We start from the raw sequence: 16,406 nt of genomic DNA, 5'->3' as shown, positions 1-16,406 counted from the left end.
CGGTCACGAACCTCAACGTGATTCAGAACTGGGTGGTGGATGTGCGCGCAAAGGTTGCTGCGCAGGACAAGGCACGTCCGTGAGCGCGCAGACTGATCGCCTCAACACCGCCCTCGACGGCCGCTACCGCATCCTCCGCCACCTCGGCGAAGGCGGCATGGCCACCGTGTACCTGTGCGAGGACCTGAAGCACGACCGCCAGGTCGCGCTCAAGTTGCTCAAGCCCGAACTCGCCGCCGTGTTGGGCGCCGAGCGGTTTGTGCAGGAGATCAAGACCACGGCGGCCCTGCAGCACCCGCATATTCTGCCGCTGTTCGACAGCGGCGCCGCCGACGGATTTCTGTTTTATGTGATGCCGTTCATCGACGGCGAAGCGTTGCGCGCCAAGCTCGATCGTGAAACGCAACTCAGCGTGGATGACGCGGTGCGCATCGCGCGTGAAGTGGCCGACGCGCTCGACTACGCGCACACGCGCGGCATTGTGCATCGCGATGTGAAGCCTGAGAACATCATGCTGCATGGCGGGCACGCCATGGTCGTCGATTTCGGCATCGCGCTGGCGGTGAGCGCCGCCGCCGGTGGTCGCATGACCGAGACAGGCTTGAGTCTCGGCACGCCGCACTACATGAGCCCCGAGCAGGCGACTGCCGAGAAGGACATCTCGGCGCGCAGCGACGTGTATTCGCTGGGCAGCGTGCTGTACGAGATGCTCACCGGCAACCCGCCGCACGTCGGGTCGAGCGCGCAGCAGATCATCATGCGCATCATCACCGACGTGCCGCGGCCGCTCATGGAGGTGCGCCGGTCAGTGCCGGCGAACATTGCGGCGGCCGTTGCGCATTCGCTGGAGAAGCTCCCGGCCGATCGATTCGACAGCGCGAAAGCCTTCGCCGACGCGCTGGCGAACCCGGCGTACACCCACGGGACGCCGACGGCGTCGCTCACCGACGCCAGGCGGCCCAAGTCGATGAACCGCGTGCTCGCGGCGACCACGGTGCTGGCGACGGTGGTGGCCGTCACGGCTTCCGTCATCGCTTCGCACGCACCGAAGGGCGGACGCATGCCACCGGCGCGATTTGCCCTCGTCCTCGCCGACAGTGTGCGGGTGCGCGCGGACGTCAGTGCACAGCCCTTCGCCATTTCACCGGACGGCTCACTGATCGCCTACGTCGGCGGCGGGCCGGCCAGACTGTTCCTGCGGCCGCTCAATGAGCTTGCCCCGCGACCCATCCAGGGAACCGAGGGAGCCAGCCTCCCACAGTTCTCCCCTGACGGCCTCTGGCTCGCATTCATGCAGGGTGGGCGCGTGCAGCGGATGCCGCTGGCCGGGGGACCGCCGTCACTGGTCGTTGAGTCGGCGAGCGATTTTTCGTGGGAGTCTGCCAACCTCGTCGCGTTCACGCGACTTCGTCGCAGTGGCGGCGGACTCTGGATCGTGAACGCATTGGGCGGAACAGCCGAACTGGTGTGGGCGCCCGACAGCCTGAAGGGCGAGATCGCAGTGAGCCCGGTGGTGACCCGCGATGGCAAGGCCATTGTGTTCGGCATCCGGACTGGTTCGCAAGCGCCGGAGTTGGCTGTCGTCGCCATGGCGGACAAGCGGGTCACTCGACTCGGCATCCAGGGGCTCGATCCGCGACTTCTCGCAGATGACGTCCTGGGCTTCGTGACGCCGGACGGCGCGTTCATGGTCGCTCCATTCGACGCGAGAAAGCTGCGCGTGAGCGGTCCGGGCGTCCCTGTGCTCGAGGACGTCCTGAACGGAACGACCTTCCAACGGGCGTCCATTGCCGTCTCCCGTACGGGTACGCTCGTGTATCAGACCAATCAGGCCAGGTCCCGACAGCTCGTCATGGTTGGCCGCACCGGCGTCGCGCGAACCCTGCCAGGCGAGCCGCGCGGCTACTCGCAACTTCGACTCTCGCCGGATGGGAGGCGGCTGGCGGTGGCCATCAGCGCGTCGGCCACATCGAGCGACGTGTGGACGCTGGACTTGACGACCGGCACGGCCACGCAAGTGACGCGCGACGGCGTGAGCGACCGCCCCGACTGGACGGCAGACGGGCGCCGCATCGTGTGGCATGCCGGAAGGACACCGGACGATGAAGTGCGCTGGCAACTGGCCGACTTGAGTCGCAAACCCGAGCGCCTGCTGACGAATGCGATGTTCGCAGCCATGTCGCCAGCCGGTCGCGTGTTCATGGCCACTATGGCCGGCGGCAGTATCCAGCGCTTTCCCATCGATTCGCCACGCACGGGTGTCGAAGTCGCCCGATCGGCCGGTCAGGGACACCAACGGGTGTCACCCGACGGGAAGTGGTTCGCCTACGTGTCCTCGGTCGAGAGCGCCGGGACGCGTAGCCAGGTGTACGTGCGGGCCATGTCCGGTGAGGGCGACGCGCTGCAGATCTCGACGAACGGCGGCGCTGAGCCGGTGTGGGGTCCGAATGGTGACGAGGTCGTGTATCGGGCCGGGGGCAAGGTGATCTCGGCCGAGGTCACGACCGTCCCGCACCTCGCGCTCGTCAGGCGCGACACGCTGTTCAATGACGCGTATGCCGACAGTCGTTTCGTCGCCGACTACGACATCACCCGCGACGGAAAGTCATTCGTCATGGTGAAGTCGATCGTTGAAGGGACACCGAACATCGTGTTCGGGTGGATGGACGAAGTTCGGGCGCAGTTGAACAGCGTCAGAAAGTGAGCGGGGCGCGGGTGGCGGGACGTACTGTCTGCTCGCCATCAGGTCGGCCACAGCCCACCTTTCTCGCGATGACTGCACAAACCGAGCGCCTCAACACCGCCCTCGCCGGCCGCTACCGCATTCTCCGCCAGCTCGGCGAAGGCGCTATGGCGACGGTGTATCTGTGCGAGGACCTCAAGCACGATCGCCAGGTCGCGCTCAAGCTCTTGAAGCCCGAACTCGCCGCCGTGCTCGGCGCCGAGCGGTTTGTGCAAGAGATCAAGACCACGGCGGCGCTGCAGCGCCCGCGCATCTTGCCGCTGTTCGACAGCGGTGCCGCCGTTGTTCGATGCGAGCCGGTTCCAGCGCATTCTCAACCAGAACGCGCGAGGGTACGACGTGGCGCCTGGCGACCAGCGCTTCGTGTTCATGCGCAAAGTCGTGCCGACGGGGGCCGCGGCCGCGGACAAGCTCGTGCAGGTCACGAACTGGGCGGCCGAGGTGCAGGCGAAGATCGCGGGGAAGCTTCCGAAGTAGAGGTGGCCCGCTTGCCTTGCTCCGCCGCATCGCTCGGCGCAGATTCACGGTCATGAACCTCTCGGTGCCTGACGTCACATCCGACGTGACCGCGCGTCAAGCTCGTCGTTATCGCCAAATGAGTCCTGACGAGAAGCTGGCGCTGGCAGACGGCATCTGGGACTTGGCATGGGAGGCCGTGAAAGCCGGCGTGCGTCTCCGCCATCCGGCGTTTGACGAGGCCAGCGTGAATGCGACCGCGCGCGACGTGTTCCGTAGTGCGGCCGACTGACGTCGTATCCATCTTTGCTCCCGCGCTCACTGCTGCGGGCGTAGAGTGGATGGTGTCCGGCGGCGTGGCGGCCATTCTCTACGGGGAGCCGCGGCTCACCCAAGACATCGACGTGGTCGTGTCCATGCAACCGCGTGACGCCATGCGGTTCGTGCAGCAGTTTCCCAACGCGGATTTCTATTGCCCGCCGGTCGAGGTCATCGCGCAGGAAGCGGAACGCGACGCATTCGGCCATTTCAATGTGCTGCACCTCGAGTCGGACGCGCGCGCTGATGTCTATATGGCCGGCAACGACATCCTGGCGCGGCAAGGGCTGGCGACCAAGCGTGTCGTCGAGCTAGTTGGGCTCGAGGTGCCAATCGCATCGCCCGAACAGGTCATTTTGCAGAAGCTTCGCTTTCGCCAGCGCGGTGCCAGCGAGCGGCATCTGCGCGATGTTCGCGGAATACTGCGGGTGATGGGCGACGCCATTGACATCACCGCCCTCGAGCAGATGGCAGAAGTGCATGGTCTCGAGCCGCAATGGTTGGAGATGATGCGGCTTCGGGAGTGAAGTGACCCAGCAGACCGACCGCCTCAACACCGCCCTCGACGGCCGCTATCGCCTCTGGTCGGTCACGGTGGCCACGTCGCCGACGTTCGCGGTGCGCGAGCGGAGGAAGCTGTTCGCGCTGCCGGCGGGTGTCCGTGCGTCGGCGTGCTGCGCGCGCTTCGATGTGGCGCCCGGTGATCAGCGGTTTCTCATGATCCAATCGGTTGCCGAAGCGGGCGGACCGCAGCGGGCGAAGGTGGTGCTCGTGATGAACGTGCTCGCGGAGTTGCAGGCGAAGGCGGGGGGAAAGCCGTGAGCGGTCAGCGTTGACGCGTTCTGCGGGGAGCGCTAGTTTCAACTAGTCATCAACCAGTTGGAGACATGGAATCCATCGCCGCGTTTGACGCCAAGACCCGCCTCAGTGAATTGCTCGAACGCGCCGCCAACGGCGAAACGTTTGAGATCACCAAACACGGACGCCCCGTGGGCAAGCTGGGCCCCCCGGACTCCGCCCGAGACCCCAAGGTGGTGGCCGAGGCCGTCAAGCGACTCAAAACGTATCGCGGTGCCCTCAAGCGCATGAGCCGCACCGAACTGCTCGCACTCAAACACGACGGGCACCGCTTTTAATGGCGCTGGTGCCCGATGTCTCGGCGATCCTTGGACAAGCGCTCGACGACGAGGACGCAACGTTCTCCGAGTCCGTGATCGCGGCCATCGCTCGCAGCGAAGCCATCGTGCCAACATTGTTCTGGTACGAGATTCGCAATGTGCTCGTGATGGCCGAGCGCCGCAAACGCATATCGGCGGCGCGAACTACGGCCTTTCTGTCCGACCTGGCCCTGCTGCCATTTACGGTCGACGACCTCCCGCGCGAGGCGTCCGTGCTCGATCTCGCACGGCGGCGGTCGCTCTCGGTGTATGACGCGAGCTACCTCGAGCTCGCGCAACGTTGCGACGCACCGCTGGCCACGCTGGATCAGGCGCTGATGGCGGCCGCCGGAGAGAAGGGGTCACGCTGTTCAAGGCCAGGAAATAGCAGATGGTCAACCGCTTCGGCGTACATCGGTGAGCAACAACACCGAGCGCCTCAACGCAGCCCTCGACGGCCGCTACCGCATCGAGCGCGAACTCGGCGCGGGCGGCATGGCTACGGTGTATCTCGCCGAAGATCTCAAGCACGACCGCAAAGTTGCGATCAAGGTCCTGAAGCCCCAGCTGGCCGCCTTGCTCGGTGCCGAGCGGTTCGTTGTGGAGATCAAGACCACGGCGGCGATGAGCCATCCGCACATCCTGCCGCTGTTCGACAGCGGCACGGCGGACGGATTCCTGTTCTACGTGATGCCCTACATCCAGGGCGAGACAATTCGCGAGAAGCTCAACCGCGAAACACAGTTCGGTGTGGACGAAGCAGTGCGCATTGCACGAGAAATCGCCGACGCACTGGACTACGCGCATCGGCACGGCGTGATCCACCGCGACATCAAGCCCGAGAACATCCTGCTGCACGATGGCCGCGCGATGGTGATGGACTTTGGCATCGCGCTCGCGGTCAGCGCGGCGGCAGGCGGGCGGATGACGGAGACGGGCCTCTCCCTCGGCACGCCGCATTACATGTCGCCCGAGCAGGCGACGGCGGAAAAGGAGATCACCGGACGCAGCGATCAGTACTCGCTGGCGAGCGTGCTGTACGAGATGCTCGCGGGCGACCCACCGTTCACGGCATCGGTCGCGCAGGCCGTGATCATGAAGATCATCACCGAGACCGCGGCTTCGGTGACCGAGCGCCGCAAGAACGTGCCGTCCAATGTGACGGCCGCGCTCGCGAAGGCACTCGAGAAACTCCCCGCCGACCGCTTCGCCAGCACGAAAGACTTCAGCGACGCACTGGCTTCCGCGACGTTCACCGTTGCTGGCATGTCCGCCGGCTCGCTCGCCGGGATGCGCACCAGCGGTGTGTCGCGCACACTGTTCATCGCAACAGCGACCTTTGCCGTGATTACCGCCGGCGTTGCGACGTGGGCACTCACGCGCCCGGCGCCCGCAAAGCCTGTCACGCGCGTGTCACTCGCGCTGCCCGACAGCCAGCGCCTGGCCGACGCGGCGACACAGTTCCGGCTCGCGCTGTCACCGGACGGCCGGACCGTCGTGTACTCGGGCGGCGAGCGCAACAGCTCCAAGACGCAACTCTGGGTTCGCAAGCTGGATGAGCTTCGCGCGACGCCGCTCGCGGGTACCGAGGGCGCAATGAATCCGGCCTTCTCGCCCGACGGGCAGCGCATCGCGTACGTCGTTTCCGCGCCGGTGCGCACGCTGAAAATCGTCCCGGTTACCGGTGGACCGAGCGTGACGGTGACCGACTCGGTGGTGGACGTTGGCGGCGTGAGCTGGAGCGCGGACGGATACATCTACTACGACGGCAAGCTTCCGGGCGACGGGTTGGCGAGGATTCGCGCCGCCGGCGGGAAACCAGAAATTGCGACGACGCCCGATTCAGCCGCGCGCGAGAGCTACCACCTCAACCCCTCGGCGCTCCCAGACGGGCGAGGCGTCCTCTTCTCCGTGTCGCACGGAGGGGCGTTCGACGGGTTCGCCATTGCGGTGCGCGACCCGAAGACGGGAAAGCACACGATCCTTACGAACGGAGTGATCGGGCGGTACTCGCCGTCAGGGCACCTGATCTATGTGACCTCCACCGGTGCGATGATGGCCGCGCCGTTCGATCTGGCGTCACTCAAGATCACCGGCGAAGCGTTCGCCGTCACAGACGGCGTTTCGGTCCGCGCGCTTACTCGCGGCGAGGTTGAGCTGTCGGCGTCGGGCACCCTGGTCTACGCCGCCGGAACCGCGCTTGGGTCGATCATGGATCTCGTGTGGGTCAGCCGCGACGGGCGCTCGACGACCGTGGACTCGACGTTCACGGGCCGGTTCGCGAACGTGCGCGTATCCCCCGACGGCAAGTTCGCCGCAGTATTGAAGACCGAAGGTGGGTCGGCATCGCTGGTTTTGAAGCAGCTCGATCGTGGTCCTGCCACGAAGATCGCCGAAGGCGTACGGCAGGTCGCGTGGTCGAGCGACTCGCGCTCACTCTACATCGCGACGCAGCGCGGCATCGAGCGGGTGCCCGCGGACGGAAGCCGGGTTCCGCAGGTGGTCAACGCGAACGCGACACCCCTCGGCCCCATGTCGGCGTCGTTGGACGGCAAGTGGCTCGTCTACTCGGAACGTGGCGGTCTGTCGGCACTTTCGATTGCCGATTCGTCCGTGAAGGCAATCCTGCCTCCGCCTGGGAAGATTCGACCGGCCATCTCGCCGGACGGGCGTTGGCTCGCGTACGCCACCGATGTCTCGGGTCGCTGGGATGTGATCGTCGTGCCATTTCCTGACGCGACGACGGCCCGGCACCAAGTCACCTCGACGGTTGGAGGGAATGGTGCGCGGTGGGCTCGCGACGGAAAGACGTTGTATTTCAACGAAGAAGGTGGGTCTGGGATGTACGGCGTCCCGGTCACAACGGGCGACAAGTTCTCGGCCGGCACTCCGAAGCGCGAGTTCACACTTGCCACGGGGACACTCAACGTCACCTATGATCTCGCGCCCGATGGACGCCTGATCATGTTGCGTTCTGTTGGCGGCGTGGTGCGCGCCGACGAGCTGATTCTCGTGGAGAACTTCGCCGAGGAACTCAAGGCAAGAGCGAAGCGCAAATGACCCTCGCCGCCCGCCTTTCCGCTGCCTTGGCCGGCCGCTACCGCATCGAGCGTGAGCTTGGTGCCGGGGGCATGGCCACGGTGTATCTCGCCGAAGATCTCAAGCACGACCGCAAGGTTGCGATCAAGGTCTTGAAGCCCGAACTCGCCGCCGTGCTCGGCGCCGAGCGATTCGTGGTCGAGATCAAGACCACGGCGGCGATGAGTCATCCGCACATCCTGCCGTTGTTCGATAGCGGCACGGCGGACGGATTCCTGTTCTACGTGATGCCCTACATCCAGGGCGAGACGATTCGCGAGAAGCTCAACCGCGAAACACAGTTCGGTGTGGACGAAGCGGTTCGTATTGCACGAGAAATCGCCGACGCACTGGACTACGCGCACCGGCACGGCGTGATCCACCGCGACATCAAGCCCGAGAACATCCTGCTGCACGATGGCCGCGCGATGGTGATGGACTTTGGCATCGCGCTCGCGGTCAGCGCAGCGGCGGGTGGCCGCATGACCGAGACCGGATTGAGTCTCGGCACGCCGCACTACATGAGTCCAGAACAGGCGACCGCCGAGAAAGAGATCACGCCGCGCGCCGACGTGTACTCGCTGGGCTCCGTGTTGTACGAAATGCTCACGGGCAATGCGCCGTTCACCGGAGCGAATGCGCAGCAGATCATCATGAAGATCATCACCGAGCCGGCAGAGTCGGTGACGAAGTACCGGAAGTCGGTGCCGAGCAACGTCGCTGCCGCGGTCGCCAAGTCGCTGGAGAAACTGCCGGCCGATCGATTCGACAGTGCGAAAGCGTTCGCCGATGCGCTCGGCAATGCGACCTATAGGAACGCGAGTGGTATGGCCGCGGGCGCCGCGCCGGATGCACGCTGGCGGCAGCGGGCGACGTGGCTGGCCGCGGCGCTTGTGCTCGTCGCGCTCGCCGGTGCATTCGGCTGGCTGCGGCGACCAACGGAAGCGCCCGGTCCGGTGTCACGGTTCGTGCTGGCTGACGCGGACTCGAGTAACGCGCCGGATTCACGAACGGTGCCGAACTTTGCACTGTCCCCCGATGGCTCGCAGTTCGCATATGCGGGTTTCGCACCTGGCGTTGGAACGGTGTTGCGCGTGCGGCGACGGGACCAACTCGTGTCCACTGTCGTCCCCTTCACCGAGCATGCGGTGGAGCCCGTCTTCTCACCAAGCGGAGAGCAGATCGCATTCATCGACGACCGCACGAACGTGCCCATGATCGTATCGCTGGCCGGTGGCACTCCCGTTGCTCTACCCGTCAAGCCGTTCGTGAGCAGAACGTTTGCGGGCGCGACATGGGCCGACGACGGGTACCTCTACTTCGGCAGGGGCGGAGTGCTGGAGCGTGTGGCTGCGACTGGCTTGGGATCCAGCGAAACCATCGTTCCTGAGGCGTTGGAGGGAGAACGTGTTGGGTATTCTTGGCCGCAGACGCTTCCGGGGAGCCGGGGCCTTCTATTGTCCGTGCAAGGCATGCGAGGCAAGCGTGGGCCTCAGATCGGCGTGCTCGATCTCGCCACCAACCGCGTCACGGTGTTCGCGCCCGGCGCAAGCGTTCGCTATGTCTCGCCCGGCTACCTCGTGGTGGCCTCGGTGGACGGCCAACTGAGTGTGCTGCCCTTCGATGCCAAACGACTGCGTGCCACGGGAGCGCTCGCGGCACTCGATCAAGTCGTACGCGTCAGCGGGGCCTTGAGGGCGTGTTTCGCCGTCGCTGATGATGGCTCGCTGGTGTATCAGACTGGCACAACTGAAACGACGCAATCGCTGGTCTGGCACAGTCGCGACGGCGCGACCACGCCGGTGGACTCCACATGGAAGCGGGATTTTTCGACCCTTGCCCTGTCGACGGACGGGAAGCAGGTCGCGGTCGCCATTCGTGACGACAACAAGGTCAGGCAGCTCTGGATCAAGCAGCTCGACCACGGGCCGCTCTCCAAGCTCACCTTCGATTCAGCGGGTTCCCATACTCCGGCGTGGACCCCGGATGGCAAGTCGGTCGCGTACCTCGCCAGCCGTGACAGTGAGCGCGTGGTGTACATGAAGCCGGCCGACGGGAGTCGCGAGGAGCAACGCATCTGGAAGTCGCCCAGCAGACTCGCCACGCTGGCCTGGTCCCCTGACGGTCGGTGGCTTCTGGCCACAACCGCGGAGCAGGGCAGCGATATCGTTGCCCTGCGCCTGGGAGTCGACACCATGGCAACGCCCTTGGTGAACTCGCCGGCCAATGAACGCGAGCCAGCGTTGTCGCCCGACGGCCGCTGGCTGGCGTACGAGTCCGACGAGAGCGGAGTGCTTGAGGTGTACGTGCGGCCGTTTCCCGACACCAAGGCGTCGCGCACGCAGGTCTCCGTGCGCGGTGGCCGGCGCCCGCATTGGTCGACCAATGGGCGCGAACTGTTCTACGTGTCAGGGAGCGAGATGGTCGCCACACCAGTCACGACTGGCGCGAGCTTTACGCATGGCGACGAGCGTGCACTTTTCCCCGCGACGAGCAACAGATGGGACGTGGCGCCCGGCGACCGCTTCCTGATGGTGGTCGGCGACGGTCTTAGGCGGCTTACGGAAACGGTTAAGGTCGAGAACTGGGTGACCGAGATGAGGGCGAAGCTGAACGGGGCGGCGCGCTAGGATCCGCCACCCGTGGCTAGATTCGGATGTCAGAAGGCCCTGTAAATAGCAAAGCCAAACGCGCATAACGAAGGCGAAAGGATGGCGATGTGGTGCGAACGCCGTGACCGCAAACGCGTCGCACGCCGACGAGCACAGGCGTACGCACTCATCGAGTGCATGGCGTCGTGACGACCGACGGTGGTATGTCACATGGAATATCGTCTACGAGTTCCTGTGCGTGAGCACGCACCACAAGGTGTTTGGACGGCCCTTATCGCTCGCGCAAGAACTCACCGCACGCCACCCTCGGCTTCGCGGCAACTTGGTGCATCGATGGCTGGCACGTACCACCTGCGCATGATCTCGGAGAAGGGCAAGCGCGCTTACAATCGCGTTCTGCGCGTGCGACCGTAGGCGCGCCGCCGCGACTCACCCCGCCGGCGCAATTCGATCGTACGCCACGCCGCCAATCGTGATGGATGTTGGTGAGGTGATGACAAACGGAATTGCCGCGCCGTTGCGCCCCGAGAATCCGCCTATGCCGTTCTGGTCGAGCGCCGGCAGCGCATTGGGACGACAGCTTGCCGCCACCGACGCCGTGAACGTTGAGCCAGTGACGCTGTAGCAGCCGCGTTCAACACCGCTGGGATACACCACCGTGCCGCCGCTGCCCTGTGTTTCCTGATACAGATACGTGCCGTCGGATTCGAACACGATGAAGCTGCCATCGATTCCGTCGGCGCGCGTGAAGGCGCCCACCAACGAGGTGGGCACCGATTCGACCGCCTCGAGGACAATTGTTTCAGCGGTTGATGCAAAGGTCAACGTGTTGCCGTTGCGCACCATGGTGCCCGCGAACCCGCCGCCAGAGCCGGGTGTGCTGCCGCCGTACCAGAGGCCACAGGTGCCGTTCTGGTCCTGCGCAATCTGGATGTTGGCGACGCCGCTGGTGACGCGCTTGTACACCCCGTACTCCAGGCCATTGCCACTGTTGGTGCAGCTGGCATCATCAAGGCGATAGGCGGCCGAGTACGTGCCGTCAAACCACAGCGTCACGTAGTTGCGCCGACCGTTGATGGACACGGCGTAGGTGCCGGTGTACGAGTCGAGCAACCCGTTTGCGTGACACCAGAACCCGACGTTGGTCACGTTGCTGGTGCCCACGCGTCCACGGCCATTCGACAGCAGACAGGTTCGCCGCGTTTGCGTGGGCTGGCTGGCAATGATCACGTTGTAGTCCGCACCCGTTTGCAATACGGTCGGGAACGTGTACGACAATGAGCCGGACGGTATCGCCAACGGTGCACCACCGTTGAGCCGCGTCGTAAGCCCCTCGCCTCCCAGGCCAATGGTGTTGCCGCCGATGGTATACCCCGCACCGCTGCAGCTTACAGAAACCGTGGTCACATCCACCGCGCCCACCGTGCCGGATCCACCGCTCATCGTGCACGTCTGGCCGGAAGGCTGCGTGCCGATGGTCACGTCGTAGCGCGTGCCACTCGGCACGGGCGGAAACGCAAACACAACGGTGCCCGGTGGAATCGCCAAGGCCCCACCGCCGTTCAGCAGCACAGTGAGTCCGGTGCCCGTGAGATTCGATATACCACCCTTGATGGCAAAGGTCAGTGTGGTGCAGGCGATGGCCACGTTGCGAATCGGATCAAACTTGATGCTCCCGGACCCGTTGCTGACGGCACATGTCTGTGACGGTGCGGTCGGTTGCGTCCTGATCGTGACGTTGTACGACGACTTCTCGGCGATGCCGGTGAACAGGAAGTTGTTGGCCGGCGCACTGACGGTGAGATCGTTGCCGCCGTTGTTCTGAAGCACCATGCCGGAGCCCGCCAGACCAACGATTGCGCCTTCGATGACCAGGTTCTGGCCTTTCGGGTTTGCGCCTTCGGTGCTGTCGGTTGCGCCGCCCGAGCAGGCCGACACCATCAGCACCACCGCCATCAAAGCTGCCGAGCCACGCATCGCCATTCCGGAGTCCGTTGAGAAAATGAAGTACGCGGAGCACGCAGGCCAATCTCCCCTGCGCGCCCCGCGTACTCTGCGGTTCAGAAGTGTTTCAGGTCTACCGACCCAACAGTACCTCCATCAGCCAGTGCCGACTAGTACCGAGGCTTGGTCGTCCGCGGCACCTTGCCGCAGTTGGCCGGCCAATTCGCCGGCCAATTGCCCGGTGACCGATCACGCTTGATAAACTCCGGATCTTCCGACGCGAGATACGCCATCAGCGCTGCCAGCGTCGCGTTGTGCTTCACATCGTCGAACACGACCTTGTCATACGTGTCGCGATTGGTGTGCCACGTGTAGGTGCCGTAGTTCCAGCCTACCGCGCCCATGCCAAACGACGGCGTGCCAAAACACGCAAACACCGCGCCATCGGTGCCGCCCGGATTGCCGGTAGGCACATCGTTGAAGCTCCACGACACGACGTTGGCACTCATGCTGTCGGTGTAAAAGCCAGGCAGCTTGGTGTACCACTGTTTGAGATGACGACCGATGTCACTCAAGCCAGACGATGACAGCGACTGCACGCGACCGGTGCCGTTGTCCTGGTTGAAGAGCGCCTGCAACCCCTTCATCACTTCCGGATGGTCTTCAGTGAAGGCGGTGGACCCGTTGAGCCCTTGCTCTTCACTGGCCCAGTGACCCACCATGATGGTGCGCTTGGGATTCGGATACGCCTTCTTGAGAATGCGCATCGCTTCCATCGCCATCAGCGTGCCGGTGCCGTTGTCGGTGGCACCCGATGACCCGTCCCATGAATCGAAATGCGCCGACAGCAACACGTATTCATCGGGCTTCTCGCTGCCCTTGATCATGCCGATCGTGTTGAACGCCGGCTGCTCGCCCAGCAATGACGCGTCGGCGTCAATGCGCACCATGGGCTTCTGGTTGTTCTCCGCCAGGCGATACACCAGGCTGTAGTCTTCACAGGTGAGGGTGACCGCGGGCGCGATCTTGTTGTACGTCTCGAAGATTTCGATCACCCCCCAGCCGCCACTGCCGCCGGGGCCGCCGCCAAATCCGCCAAGACCCGCATTCGCGGCAGCGAGGCTCGCGGCAGGACCACCACCACGATCGCTCGTGCCCGGTGCCGCCGCGCCGCCGCGTCCGCCACCGCCACGACCACCGCCCGCACCGCCACGTCCACCGCCCTGTGCGGCAAACGGATTGGCGAATCCACTGAGCTTGTTGCGCGAGGTGATCATGCCAACGATGCCGGCCTTCTCAAGACGCATGCCCAGCGTGCCAGTGCCGAGTCCCATGGAATAGCCGGTGCCGCGATAGAGCTTCGTGCTATCGGGGCGATTGTCGGGACCGTTCATGACGGCCCAGTCGGCGGTGGTTTGTGCCACCAACGTGTCCATGCGGGCCTTTGATTCGGCCGTGGCAAAACGGTTCCAGTCTTCCGACGGACGACAGGTGGGAAACGCCGGCGACAGCATCACGATCTTGCCGCGTGCCTTCGGGAGCCACGCCACGAATTCCGTGCTGTCCTTGAACTTCGGCAGAATGATCGCTTCGGCATTCACCGGCTTGAGTTTGGTGCCCGGGCTCCAGGCCAACATCGTGCCCTCAAGCGAACGCGCGCGCGGCTGGATGAGATCGATATGCGAGACGCCCCGTCGCCATCCGCGCCATGTGCCGTATTGCTCGCGCTTGGCGTCGATGCCCCACGACTTGTACTGCGCAATGGCCCAGTTGCTGGCGGCCGTCATGCCGGGGCTGCCGGTCAGGCGGGGACCAATGGAATCGAACAGCGCCTGGCCAAGCTTCTGCACATGGGAACTGTCCATCCCAATGCTCCAGATGCGCTTGATGGCGGCGTCGTCGGTAGGGAAGGTGGTGGGGCGCTGCGCGGCGGCGGGGACGGCGGTGAGCGCGGCGACGACGCTGGCGATGGAAAGCCTGCGGAGGACGGTCATGGGAGGTGGAGACGGGAGACGGGAGACGGGAGACGGGAGACTTCCCGACGGCTTGATCATGCGTGGAGACGAGAGAAAACGCGATAGGCGGCGTGGGCGTTGTGGCCGGGGCGGCGGCCGCTGGCGGCTAGGGCGTTAGCGCCCGGATGTCACGTTCCACGGTACGGGACGCCGCGTACAGCACCAGGGCGAGGGTCATGCCGATGGCGGGGACAATGAAGAATGCATCGTGGAGGCCCATGGCGCGCACGGCGTCGGTCATCACCGTGCTCCCGGCGGCCTCCATGGCGCGGTGCGCGAGGCGGTCACTCAGCATGCCAAGAATGGCCGTGCCAAACGCGCCGCCAAGGACATACATCCAGAAAAAGTAGACGGCCATGGCGGTACCGCGCAGGTGCGCCGGTACCACGTCGTGCACCGATGCGTAGACGGTCGCGTAATACAGATAGAAGCACATCCATCCAAGACCCATCAACACCATGAACGGGATAATCGCCCCCGGCGCGAGTGCGAGGGCCAGGTACACACAGGGCGACGAGATGGCGAGGGCAACGGCGCCAACAATCAGCCGACCATTGGGACGCCACTGCCGCGCGCGATCGGACAACATGCCGCCAAACACCAGCGAAAACACGCCAACCAGTCCCAGCGTGATGCCGGCGACAATATTGGCATTCGCAATGGTGAGTCCATGGTACCGACCCAGGTAGGCGGGCATGAACGCATTGACCGCGTACGCATTGAAGTTGTGCAACGCGCCCGACAACACGATCCAGCGCAGCGTGGGGATGCGCCACAGCTGCAGATAGGGCGCCCAGAAACTCGTGGCCGCCGTGGTTCCATGGGCGTGTGTCGTCGCGGCAGTCGCGCGATCGGCGCTGCCGCGCGGCGGTTCGACAATACGTGACACCGCATACGCCAACACGAGCCCCGGCACGATCGCCACAAAGAACGCGGCACGCCATCCCCAGGCCTTGGCAATGAGTCCGCTAAACACGCCAGCAAGAAAAATCCCAATGGGCAGGCCCAACATGAACAGCGACAACGCCCGCGCCCGCTTGTGACTGGGATAGAGATCCCCAATAAGCGAGTGCGAGGCAGGGGAGCAGCTGGCCTCACCAAATCCCACGCCCAGTCGCGCCGCAAACAATGTCCAGTAGTTGAACGCCAGCCCTGATGCTGCCGTGCACACGCTCCATACCGCAACGCCCCAGCCCAACATCTTCGCCCGCGAACCGCGATCGGAAAAGCGACCAAGGGGCAGGCCGATCGCGGCATAGAACAGCGTGAAGGCCGTGCCCAGCCAGCCAATCGCCCCGTCACTCAGACCGAACTCCCGCCGGATCGGTTCGGTGACGGCGGCCAGAATCTGCCGATCGTAGAAGTTGAGCAGATTGATGAGGAACAGCAGAATCAACGTGGTGCGCGCGCTGGTTTGGACTCGGGTGGATTCTGGCATTGGGAGAACGTGCGGGCTGGTACGCGGCACCGCAACCGCCACGCGGGTGGCCGTCGCTCGCTGTTGCGCCCGGCTTTACGGCAATCGAACCAGTGACCTTCGTGTCAATACAGCCGTATTGACACGAGGCAACCGTCGCGTTAGAGTCCTTGTATGTTCGCCAAGTCCGCGCAGCTCCAGATCCGGGTGACTCCCCGCCAGAAAGCCGCACTCAAGCGGCATGCCAACGCCGCCGGTCTCGACGTGTCCAGCTATGTGTTGGCACGCGTGCTGCCGGTCGAGTCTGACCGCTTCGCGGTGATCATCCGCGCCATGGCCATCGCGGCAGACCATCGCTTCGCCTTGGCGGAACTGAATGACTTTCTGCACCGGTGTGCACCAATCGCGTTCGGCGAGGCGGTGGCACGCGCGAGTCTTGGCGCACTCTCGCCGTTCCTGCAGAACTACGTGGCGGCGATGGTGGAGCAGGCGGCCGGCCAGAAGCATGTGCCTCCGCCATCGTGGACGCGTGAGGTCTTGCCGCTCGACGCCCCGCACTTTGCAACGCCGCTGCGCAGCCTGCGAATGCATCTCCTGCGCTCGGCGCCGGTTGCGTTCAAGCGCCGAAACATCTTCGTCGACGCGGCCGTCGGCGATCGAGTCTGA

Annotated in this window: 12 protein-coding genes and 1 pseudogene; 9 read left to right on the top strand and 4 right to left on the bottom strand. The window is 64.7% G+C overall.

The annotated features are described in order from the left end of the window. The first annotated feature begins 79 nt into the window (after nucleotides 1-79). Nucleotides 80-2,704: a serine/threonine-protein kinase gene (locus IPP90_15505; GenBank protein MBL0172097.1), complete on the top strand. Its 2,625-nt coding sequence runs from the start codon at nucleotides 80-82 to the stop codon at nucleotides 2,702-2,704. Nucleotides 2,705-2,742: 38 nt separating this feature from the next. On the opposite strand, the gene IPP90_15500 is transcribed toward IPP90_15505, so the two are convergent. Next, on the bottom strand, nucleotides 2,743-3,114 hold the full coding sequence (locus tag IPP90_15500) for a hypothetical protein (GenBank protein MBL0172096.1): 372 nt from the start codon (nucleotides 3,112-3,114) through the stop codon (nucleotides 2,743-2,745). Between the two features lie 170 nt (nucleotides 3,115-3,284). Between IPP90_15500 and IPP90_15495 the strand changes: the two genes are divergently transcribed. The 7 genes and pseudogenes from IPP90_15495 (at nucleotide 3,285) to IPP90_15465 (ending at nucleotide 10,382) form a co-directional block, all read left to right on the top strand. Next, nucleotides 3,285-3,491 carry a hypothetical protein gene (locus IPP90_15495; protein ID MBL0172095.1) on the top strand — a complete coding sequence of 69 codons (207 nt, stop codon included), beginning with the start codon at nucleotides 3,285-3,287 and terminating at the stop codon, nucleotides 3,489-3,491. After that, nucleotides 3,478-4,044: a hypothetical protein gene (locus IPP90_15490; GenBank protein ID MBL0172094.1), complete on the top strand. Its 567-nt coding sequence runs from the start codon at nucleotides 3,478-3,480 to the stop codon at nucleotides 4,042-4,044. The genes IPP90_15495 and IPP90_15490 overlap by 14 nt, the downstream gene beginning before the upstream one ends. Before the next feature lies 1 nt (nucleotide 4,045). Further along, a complete protein-coding gene (locus IPP90_15485) occupies nucleotides 4,046-4,339 on the top strand; it encodes a hypothetical protein (GenBank protein ID MBL0172093.1) in 294 nt (97 codons plus the stop codon). A 65-nt stretch (nucleotides 4,340-4,404) separates the two neighbouring features. Continuing rightward, complete coding sequence (locus IPP90_15480; GenBank protein ID MBL0172092.1) at nucleotides 4,405-4,653, top strand: type II toxin-antitoxin system prevent-host-death family antitoxin; 249 nt, start codon at nucleotides 4,405-4,407, stop codon at nucleotides 4,651-4,653. Then, nucleotides 4,653-5,012 (top strand): annotated as a pseudogene (locus IPP90_15475) (type II toxin-antitoxin system VapC family toxin). The gene IPP90_15480 and the pseudogene IPP90_15475 overlap by 1 nt, the downstream one beginning before the upstream one ends. Nucleotides 5,013-5,091: 79 nt before the next feature. After that, entirely contained in the window at nucleotides 5,092-7,734 is a 2,643-nt protein-coding gene (locus tag IPP90_15470) for a protein kinase (protein ID MBL0172091.1), read from the top strand. After that, the gene (locus tag IPP90_15465) at nucleotides 7,731-10,382 is read left to right on the top strand and encodes a serine/threonine-protein kinase (protein ID MBL0172090.1); all 2,652 of its coding nucleotides are present in this window, start codon (nucleotides 7,731-7,733) and stop codon (nucleotides 10,380-10,382) included. Before IPP90_15470 ends, IPP90_15465 begins: the two co-directional genes overlap by 4 nt. A gap of 411 nt (nucleotides 10,383-10,793) precedes the next feature. Here IPP90_15465 and IPP90_15460 read toward each other — a convergent pair whose 3' ends face one another. From IPP90_15460 to IPP90_15450, 3 genes are all read right to left on the bottom strand, one after another. Then, the gene (locus tag IPP90_15460) at nucleotides 10,794-12,347 is read right to left on the bottom strand and encodes a hypothetical protein (GenBank protein ID MBL0172089.1); all 1,554 of its coding nucleotides are present in this window, start codon (nucleotides 12,345-12,347) and stop codon (nucleotides 10,794-10,796) included. A gap of 131 nt (nucleotides 12,348-12,478) precedes the next feature. Next, the gene (locus tag IPP90_15455; GenBank protein MBL0172088.1) at nucleotides 12,479-13,642 is read right to left on the bottom strand and encodes a M20/M25/M40 family metallo-hydrolase; all 1,164 of its coding nucleotides are present in this window, start codon (nucleotides 13,640-13,642) and stop codon (nucleotides 12,479-12,481) included. A gap of 787 nt (nucleotides 13,643-14,429) precedes the next feature. Then, nucleotides 14,430-15,761 carry an MFS transporter gene (locus IPP90_15450; protein ID MBL0172087.1) on the bottom strand — a complete coding sequence of 444 codons (1,332 nt, stop codon included), beginning with the start codon at nucleotides 15,759-15,761 and terminating at the stop codon, nucleotides 14,430-14,432. Nucleotides 15,762-15,914: 153 nt separating this feature from the next. On the opposite strand from IPP90_15450, the gene IPP90_15445 reads away from it, so the two are divergent. After that, nucleotides 15,915-16,406: a DUF1778 domain-containing protein gene (locus tag IPP90_15445; protein MBL0172086.1), complete on the top strand. Its 492-nt coding sequence runs from the start codon at nucleotides 15,915-15,917 to the stop codon at nucleotides 16,404-16,406.

The sequence above is a fragment of the Gemmatimonadaceae bacterium genome (assembly GCA_016720905.1).
Classification (GTDB): Bacteria; Gemmatimonadota; Gemmatimonadetes; order Gemmatimonadales; family Gemmatimonadaceae; genus Gemmatimonas.
The sequence above is the reverse complement of the archived record's forward strand: the minus strand, read 5'-3'. Positions and strand labels throughout refer to the sequence as shown.

What these genes read in the sequence shown, in the direction of transcription:
- IPP90_15460 (MBL0172089.1), bottom strand. Translation starts at nt 12,347, where the DNA reads ATGGCGATGCGTGGCTCGGCAGCTTTGATGGCGGTGGTGCTGATGGTG.
- IPP90_15480 (MBL0172092.1), top strand. Translation starts at nt 4,405, where the DNA reads ATGGAATCCATCGCCGCGTTTGACGCCAAGACCCGCCTCAGTGAATTG.
- IPP90_15500 (MBL0172096.1), bottom strand. Translation starts at nt 3,114, where the DNA reads ATGAACACGAAGCGCTGGTCGCCAGGCGCCACGTCGTACCCTCGCGCG.
- IPP90_15450 (MBL0172087.1), bottom strand. Translation starts at nt 15,761, where the DNA reads ATGCCAGAATCCACCCGAGTCCAAACCAGCGCGCGCACCACGTTGATT.
- IPP90_15445 (MBL0172086.1), top strand. Translation starts at nt 15,915, where the DNA reads ATGTTCGCCAAGTCCGCGCAGCTCCAGATCCGGGTGACTCCCCGCCAG.
- IPP90_15455 (MBL0172088.1), bottom strand. Translation starts at nt 13,642, where the DNA reads ATGGGACTCGGCACTGGCACGCTGGGCATGCGTCTTGAGAAGGCCGGC.
- IPP90_15465 (MBL0172090.1), top strand. Translation starts at nt 7,731, where the DNA reads ATGACCCTCGCCGCCCGCCTTTCCGCTGCCTTGGCCGGCCGCTACCGC.